Annotated in this window: 1 protein-coding gene and 1 pseudogene; both read right to left on the bottom strand. The window is 29.5% G+C overall.

Translation table 11 applies throughout. The features are described from left to right. Positions 1–1,379 precede the first annotated feature (1,379 nt). A pseudogene (locus tag HMPREF3186_RS09655) lies at positions 1,380–1,624 on the bottom strand (dTDP-4-dehydrorhamnose 3,5-epimerase family protein); the annotation flags it as partial. 284 nt (positions 1,625–1,908) lie between these two features. Then, on the bottom strand, positions 1,909–3,318 hold the full coding sequence (locus HMPREF3186_RS06640; RefSeq protein WP_060914482.1) for an oligosaccharide flippase family protein: 1,410 nt from the start codon (positions 3,316–3,318) through the stop codon (positions 1,909–1,911). Positions 3,319–3,566: the final 248 nt, after the last annotated feature.

The following is a 3,566-nucleotide window of genomic DNA, read 5'->3' on the forward strand; positions in this document are numbered from 1 at the left end:
TATAATCGTCCAATTCACTTATCTATATTCTAACATATACCTTTTCTTATTGTCAATTAATTCAGCAGTTACTCTTCTTATCAACATAATCTTAAAAATATAACTTTAATCTCAATACCAATAAGAAAACTTTTTCTAACATGACTTCTAGTGCTATAATAAAGATAGGCTACTTGCCCAAAAGGGAGGTGGTCGCATGTACGATATAATCGTCCAAATTCTTGTTGGATTATTTGTAGGAATTATTCTCCTATTTATAGAACATTTTTATTTCCTAAATGATAAAAACAACAAGAAAAGGTAGCCCTATTTAGGTACGACGTACATGTTATTCACTCATGTATGAATATCTATTCTCATACTAAGTGGTATGTTAATACATATAAAAAAGCAACTGAATAGCCGTTCAGTTGCTTTTCGTGATCACATGTGAATATAATCGTCCAATTCACTTATCTATATTCTACCATATGCCTTTTCTTATTGTCAATTAATTCGAAGGGATATACCTCTATTTCTTCTCCTATTTACATAATCTTAAAATTCTAACTTTAATCTTAATATCAACAAGAAAACCTTTTCTTATATAATTTCTAATGATATAATGAAGGTAGGCTACTTGCCCGGAAGGGAGGTGTTGGCATGAATACTAGTATTTTGCAAATTCTTGTTAATATATTATCCGGAGTTATTCTTCTGATAATTGAATATTATTTCCTAAAAGATAACAACGAGAAAAAGTAGCCATTTTAGGACACGACGCATACTCTTCACTTTGTATGTGAATATTAAATATTAATATAAAAAGCCAATTGAACTCACACTTCAATTGGCTTTCGTGTTGGAATGTACTAGTATCTTGCATTCACTTTCCTATATTCTATCATATACCTTTTCTTGTTGTCAATTAATTCAGCAGTTCCTCTTCTTATTAACATAATCTTAAAAATATAACTTTAATCTCAATACCAACAAGAAAACCTTTTCTTGCATAATTTCTAATGTTATAATAAAGGTAGGCTACTGCCCCAGAAGGGAGGTGTTGGTATCAATACTAGCATTTCGCAAATTCTTGTGAATCTATTATCCGGAGTAATTCTTTTGATAATAGAATATTATTTCCTAAAAGATAACAACGAGAAAAAGTAGCCATTTTAGGACACGACGCATACTCTTCACTTTGTATGTGAATATTAAATATTAATATAAAAAGCCAATTGAAGTACAAGTTCAATTGGCTTTCGTGTTGGAATGTACTAGCATTTCACATTCACTTTCCTATATTCTACCACATACCTTTTCTTGTTGTCAATTAATTCGAAGAATTCCTAACATTATTACAAAAAGGATAAAATCCTTTAAACTATAAATTGCGACACTCATAGAAAGGAACTTATGCATATGGGTATTCCAACATAGATTTTCATCAAAAGGATAAAACTTTCCCACTGACCATATGTAGGGCTACCTTTTCTAAGATCCACAACCACATCTAATACTTCCCCAGTCACTACTCTAATAAGCTCTGTTTTTGCAGCATTGCCTCTTGAAAATATAAACCAGGAACGACACCAGCTTCAACTGATAATGAATGATTGTCTTGAACAAAGTTAAAATCTATACCTAGTTGCTTATACTTCTCTTCAGAATAACTCTCCGTAAAGAAACCACGTTCATCTTCAAAACATCAGGCCCTATTATTTTCACATCTTTTAATTTTGTATCAAAAACTTTCATTCCAAACTGCTCCTATCTCATAATTAGACAAATTCTTTTCATCCTTAATTATACTGTATTTAGTATTTTTTTCTAATGGGAATTATAAACTCTTCAATTCAAAAAAACCAACCGAGATTAAACTCAATTGATTTTCTATAAAATATATAATTATCTTTCTAAACAAGACCACTATTTAAGCATTGCTTTCATCTCTCTGATATTAACAGTTTTTAATAAGAATATCATTGCTAGATAACTGATACCTCCAACTGCAAGGTAAATTATTAGACCTATAATTCCGTCTAATCCTAATGTCATTTTACATAACATCACGACTCCAAACATTACAAGAGATGAACATACAATCTTCGCTAAATCTTTATTAAACAGTAAGTTCTTATTAATAATATTACGGCTATAATACCATTGGATGGCGAATACTAAAAATTCAACTACTACCGATGTTATACTCGCTCCGATATATCCAAAAAATGGAATAACCGTTATATTAACAGCAACACTGACTACAGCAGGAATCGTCGTTGATAGCATGAACTCTTTATTTTTATTTCTAACTACTAACACCTGATATCCTAAAATATTCGTCCAACCGATAAACATAATGTTAAATACAATAATGTATAGTACATATTTTACATCTTGAAAGTTTTGTCCTAAGAATAATTTAACAAATACTTCATTTATCGCAATAAGACCAAATATCATTGGGAAAATAATAAGATTATACAAAATAAATGAAAATCTCACCATATTTTGTGCTTCTTTTTCCTTCCTTTCAGAAAGAAGATTCGCAACCCTTGGTAACATAACAGCTCCTAACGAACTAACTACGGTAAGAAGTATACTCGTTAATTTCTGCCCTTGTTCATAAATTCCAACATCTGAATATGACCCCAAAAGTCCAAGTAATGTTCTATCTAATACAACATAAAGCGATATTGCCACCTGCGGTAAAAAGAGCAGCACAATAGGATGTAGATTTTTTTTAATAATTTTAGTATCAAAAGAAGGGCGTTTTATAAATTTTTTCGCCGGTATCCACATGACAAATTGTCCTAAAAAATCAAAGATAACTATTAAAAAGATATACAAATATAAATCTTCACTACTTTTAATAAAAGTAAAAATACTGATTACCCCAGCTACTTTTACCATAGTATTCCTTAATGTTATTTTTTTAAAATCCTCTTTCCCTGTAAATAACCATGAAATATCAATCATTTTTGTAAGAAGAATTATTCCTAATATTATCGGAACTATTCCACTCATTTTAGGTATACTTACAAATGTAATTACATACACAAAAAGTGCCAATAAGCTAGCAATAAGCTGAATCGCATAAATATTCCAAAAAGTACTACTCACATCTCGAGCTGCCGCTATTTGTTTCGTACCATATATCCCAATACCTAACATCGCAAATAACGAGAAATAACTCACAATAGAATTATAAAATCCATAGTTCCCTAAATCTTCACTCGTAAAAATTCTTGTAACATACGGAACTGTTATTATTGGTAAAATAATAGTTAAAATTTGATACGAAAGGTTATATAAATAATTTTTTATTACTTTCATTATATTTCCTCATCATATATAAGAACCCCCAAAACACAGGAGATTTCTAAATTTTTATTACTAACATTAGTATACGGAATTTATCTCTATATTTCAACTATTTTTGTATTAATATTAGTTATCAATATTTTTTGAAAATCTAATCTTTCATGTTATAATTAATAGTAATTAGTAACAAATTTTAAAATATTTTAAAGGAGCAAAAAAATGATATACGCAGGAATATTAGCTGGTGGAACAGGAACTAG

Source organism: Gemella haemolysans, from assembly GCF_001553035.1.
Taxonomy (GTDB): Bacteria; Bacillota; Bacilli; order Staphylococcales; family Gemellaceae; genus Gemella; species Gemella haemolysans_B.

Coding starts and splice junctions, on each gene's coding strand:
- HMPREF3186_RS06640 (WP_060914482.1), bottom strand. CDS start 3,318: ATGAAAGTAATAAAAAATTATTTATATAACCTTTCGTATCAAATTTTA.